Raw genomic sequence first — 4343 nt, forward strand, 5'->3', positions numbered from 1 at the left:
CACGGCACCTGCGGACCCTGCGTCAGGCTGCCGACCGGGAGATCGGCCTGGTGCAGCAGGCCATCGCGTCGGAGGTTGCCAAACGCAGCCCAGCAGCATCACGTCGCGCCAGTGAACGGGCCGGAGAGATCACGCAGCTGTGCCTGAGCATTCACGCCTCCCTGGTTGTGGGACAGTTGGAGTCCGTTCAGCAGAAGCTGGGCGCTCACACACCTGAGGACTAGAACCGGGAAGTCGGCATGCAACGCGAACATCTCATGGAGATTGCAGGGGTACGCCTGGACGTGCCGTCCTCGCAACCTGTGGTGGTGCTGCGGGAGGCTGCGGGGCGTCGCCACGTGCCCATCTGGTTGGGCACCAATGAGGCCACCTCCATCGTGTTCGCCGTGCAGGGCATAGAACCGCCCCGGCCGCTGACCCATGACCTCCTGTTGGAGGTGGCCAAGACGTTTGGCCGCAGTGTGGAGAGGGTGCGCATCCACACCGTGGAGGACACGGTATTCCACGCGGCACTGGTCTTCGACGACGGCTCCGTGGTGGACTCCCGGGCATCGGATGCCATTGCGTTGGCCGCCCGGGTGGACTGTCCCGTGTTGTGCTCGGATGCTGTTTTGGATGCCGCCGGGCTGGTCATGACCGGAGACGGTGAGTTGCGCGAACCCGAGGAAGCTGATGGGCCTTCCGGCAGCGGCACCACGCGTGAGGGAGCTGAGCAAAAAGTCCGGGAGTTCAGGGACTTCTTGGACACTGTGGACCCTGAAGATTTCATGACGTGATCTTGGCCGCGTTCCCTGACCAGTGAACCGGTGTGATCGGCGTCAGGACGCGCCTGTCCAGGTGTTGCGCGGTGCATGCGTCATGCGACACGAATTTGTTGGGGCCCAAGGTCTTTGATTCGCGGTGCGGGCCCGTCTACCGTCACTTCCAAGTTGTTTTTGGCATCCGTACCTGCCGCTGCACAACCCTCACGAAACCGCGCGGTTCGTGGAGGTGGTGCGTGCCTCCACACTGGGGCAGGTTGCCGATGACCCACCATCACATGACCACGTGACTGCACCGCCCAGACGGTTCGGTCCCAGTTGCCGGGAGGACCTGCGTGAAGGACACCGATCACGTCGATGCTCCGCTTGCCGAGGAACTGACGCTGCCTGTGTTCACATCCCTGACCGGAGGAACCCAGGGGGTGCTGTTCGATGACGAGCGGCAGGTGCTCGATGACACCGTGGGCTACCGCGGAGCCACGGCCTGCAAGGTCACCGGGATCACCTACCGTCAGTTGGATTACTGGGCACGCACCGACCTGGTGGAGCCCACCGTTCGCACCGCCAAGGGGTCCGGATCTCAGCGCCTCTACAGCTTCCGCGACATCGTAGTGCTCAAGATCGTCAAGCGTCTGTTGGACACGGGTGTCTCCCTGCAGCAGATCCGTTCCGCCGTCGTCGCCCTGCGCGTGCGGGGGATTGAGGACCTGGCCCAGCTGACGCTCATGAGCGATGGCGCCTCCGTCTACGAATGCACCTCCCAGCAGGAAGTGATCGACCTGGTCCAGGGTGGTCAGGGCGTGTTCGGCATTGCGGTGGGCCGCGTGTGGCGTGAGGTTGAAGGCAGCTTGGCCAGCCTCCCGGAGGCCAATGCAGACATGGAATCCGAGTTCCCCGGGGACGAGCTCTCCGCTCGCCGCGCCCGGCGCCAGCAGAACGTCTCCTGAGGCCTCTCTCCACTGTTCAGACGTCAAAAAACTCGCCCATCAGCGCTGATGGGCGAGTTTTTTGACCACTGACTTTCACGACGACGGCTGCAGGAGCCCGTCCAGGATCTGGGTGTAGCGCTGCGCAATCTCTGCCGCGTCCACACCAGGCCATCGGTGGATGGGCCAGGCCGCACCCTGGGCGCGTTGCCACACCCGGTAGTCGGGCAGCACGGGGGCCACCCGGAGGTCACCAAAGAGTTCTTCCAGTTCCTCCACCCGGTGCTGGTGCTCGCGGGATCCGGGATGCACCTTGTTGACGATCACCCCGGCCGAGTTCACCGCCCACGCGGTGTCCCGTTCGAACTGGGCAATGGCGGTCATGGTGCGCTGGGTACCGGCCACGGAGAACAGGGAGGGTTCCGCCACGGAGAGCACTTTCTCCGAGGCGGCCCAGGCGATTCGCGTCAGCGTGTTGAGGTTGGGCGGGCAGTCGATGATGACCAGGTCGTAATCAGATTCCAACCCGTCCACCGCACGATCCAGCTTGACCAGGTCCGAGCGCTTGTACTGGGCGCGGTCGAACATGGAGGAGGCCGAGGACCCGGGCGCAACGTCCAGGCGAAGGCCCATCCGGCCGTGCTCTGTGCGTTCGTTCTCCACCCAGGGGGAACCCACGGTGACCGTGCTCAGGGAGCCGGGTTTGCCCCGCCGTCCCAGGATCTTTCCCACATGGTGCTCCGGGTCTGCGGTGACACCGAGTCCGGTGGTGGCATCGGCGTGCGGATCCAGGTCCACCACCAGGGTCTTGACGCCGCGTTGCAGGGCGGCCGAGGCCAGACCCAGGGTCACGGAGGACTTTCCGACTCCGCCCTTGAGGCTGGAGATGCTGACGATCTGCACGATGTCCTTCGACGTCCTTCGGGTCCGGGTGACTTGCCGCTGGCCATCTTAACGATCGCTGACGGCCCCACTACTCGTCACACGGCGTCTGTGGGCTGATTTGGCAGCCTGTCAGACGACTTAGGATGATTCAATGCGCACTTTTGACGTCATCATCATCGGGTCCGGATCCGGCAATTCGCTGTTGGGACCGGAGTACGACGCCCTGGATGTGGCCATCATTGACGGTGGCACCTTTGGCGGCACGTGCCTGAACGTGGGTTGCATCCCCACCAAGATGTACGTCTATCCCGCAGAGATCGCCCAGTCAGCACGCGAACTGAGTGGATTGGGCGTTTCTGTGGACGTGAGCTCGGATGCGGTGGACTGGCCGAGCATCCGGGACAGGATTTTCGGTCGCATTGATGCGATCTCAACCGGTGGGTTGGCGTACCGCAACTCCCTGCCGCGGGTCACGGTGTTCCAGGAGTACGCGCACTTCATTGGCCCCAAAACGTTGGAGACCGCATCCGGTGAGCAGCTGAGTGCCCCCACCATCATTCTGGCCTCCGGCTCCCGGGTGATGGTGCCGCAGATCCCCGGCATCGACCTCCCGCAGGTGCACACCTCCGACACCGTGATGCGCATTCCGCAGCTTCCGCGGCGCGTGGTGATTGTGGGTGGGGGCTACATTGCCGCCGAGTTCGCCCACGTCTTCAACGGGCTGGGTGCTGAGGTCACCCAGATCAACCGCTCGTCCCGGTTGCTGCGCGGACAGGACACGGAGATCGCAGAGCGCTTCCAACAGTGCGCCGGAGACCAGTGGAATCTGGCCACGGAATGGACCCCGGAGCAGATCACCCCCAACGACGACGGCTCGGTCACCCTCCGCTCGATCTCCACCCAAGGTGCTGAAACCCGTGAGGAGGTGGCCGATGTGGTGCTCATGGCCACCGGCCGGCGCCCCAACTCAGATCTGCTCAACCCACAGGCCGCAGGGATCGCGGTGGACCCGGAGTCACAGTTGATCCGGGTGGATGACCACCAGCGGGTGTTGGGTCAGGACGGCAAGGTCCTGGAGGGTGTGTGGGCCCTGGGGGATGTTTGTTCTCCGGCGCAACTCAAGCACGTGGCCAATCATGAGGCCCGCGTGGTTGCCCACAACGTGATGCACCCTGAGGACTTGGTGACCTCAGACCACCGCTTCATCCCGGCTGCGGTGTTCACCCATCCGGAGATCGCCACGGTGGGCATGACTGAGGACCAGGCGCGGGCCTGGGCCCAGGAGAACGGTGCGGAAATCACGGTCAAGTCCCAAGCCTTTGGGGACGTTGCCTACGGCTGGGCCATGGCGGATCAGACCGGGATCTGCAAGGTGGTGGCGGATCGGGCGACCGGCAAGATCCTGGGGGCACACCTGATCGGTCCGCATTCCTCCATGCTGATTCAGCCGCTGATCCAGGCCATGAGCTTTGGTCTGGATGCCCGGCAGATGGCACGCGGCCAGTACTGGATCCACCCGTCGTTGGCGGAAGTCGTGGAAAACGCTTTGCTGGGACTTGAGTTCGACTGAGCCAACGGCCCACCGGTCGTGAATCCCCCACGCCGTTGTCGATGTCCCAGGAAGTTCGCGGTTCCCCACGGTAAGGGCGGTGATTTGGCAACCCGGTGGGGAGTCGACGGCAACGTGGGGAGTGGGCAGCAGGGTGAGGGCTCGGCGCTCAGATGGGGGTGGCTCAGGCGGCGGGGGCGTCGTCGTCCCGGTCTCTGAGCG

At 64.4% G+C, this 4343-nt stretch carries 4 protein-coding genes and 1 pseudogene; 4 read left to right on the forward strand and 1 reads right to left on the reverse strand.

Going from position 1 to position 4343, the window contains the following annotated elements; translation table 11 throughout:
• The 3 genes and pseudogenes from L979_RS16315 to L979_RS09375 all read left to right on the forward strand — a co-directional run.
• Nucleotides 1-224: pseudogene (locus L979_RS16315) on the forward strand (hypothetical protein); the annotation flags it as partial.
• A 15-nt stretch (nucleotides 225-239) separates the two neighbouring features.
• Nucleotides 240-776 (forward strand): bifunctional nuclease family protein, encoded by a 537-nt coding sequence (locus L979_RS09370; RefSeq protein ID WP_047691952.1) that lies wholly within the window; start codon nucleotides 240-242, stop codon nucleotides 774-776.
• Between the two features lie 362 nt (nucleotides 777-1138).
• Complete coding sequence (locus tag L979_RS09375; RefSeq protein ID WP_047691955.1) at nucleotides 1139-1708, forward strand: MerR family transcriptional regulator; 570 nt, start codon at nucleotides 1139-1141, stop codon at nucleotides 1706-1708.
• Between the two features lie 75 nt (nucleotides 1709-1783).
• Here L979_RS09375 and L979_RS09380 read toward each other — a convergent pair whose 3' ends face one another.
• Complete coding sequence (locus tag L979_RS09380) at nucleotides 1784-2590, reverse strand: ParA family protein (protein WP_047691953.1); 807 nt, start codon at nucleotides 2588-2590, stop codon at nucleotides 1784-1786.
• 133 nt (nucleotides 2591-2723) lie between these two features.
• On the opposite strand from L979_RS09380, the gene L979_RS09385 reads away from it, so the two are divergent.
• On the forward strand, nucleotides 2724-4142 hold the full coding sequence (locus tag L979_RS09385; RefSeq protein ID WP_047691954.1) for a mycothione reductase: 1419 nt from the start codon (nucleotides 2724-2726) through the stop codon (nucleotides 4140-4142).
• The last annotated feature ends 201 nt before the right edge of the window (nucleotides 4143-4343 follow it).

It is taken from the genome of Kocuria sp. ZOR0020 (assembly GCF_000800955.1).
GTDB classification, from domain to species: Bacteria; Actinomycetota; Actinomycetes; order Actinomycetales; family Micrococcaceae; genus Kocuria; species Kocuria subflava.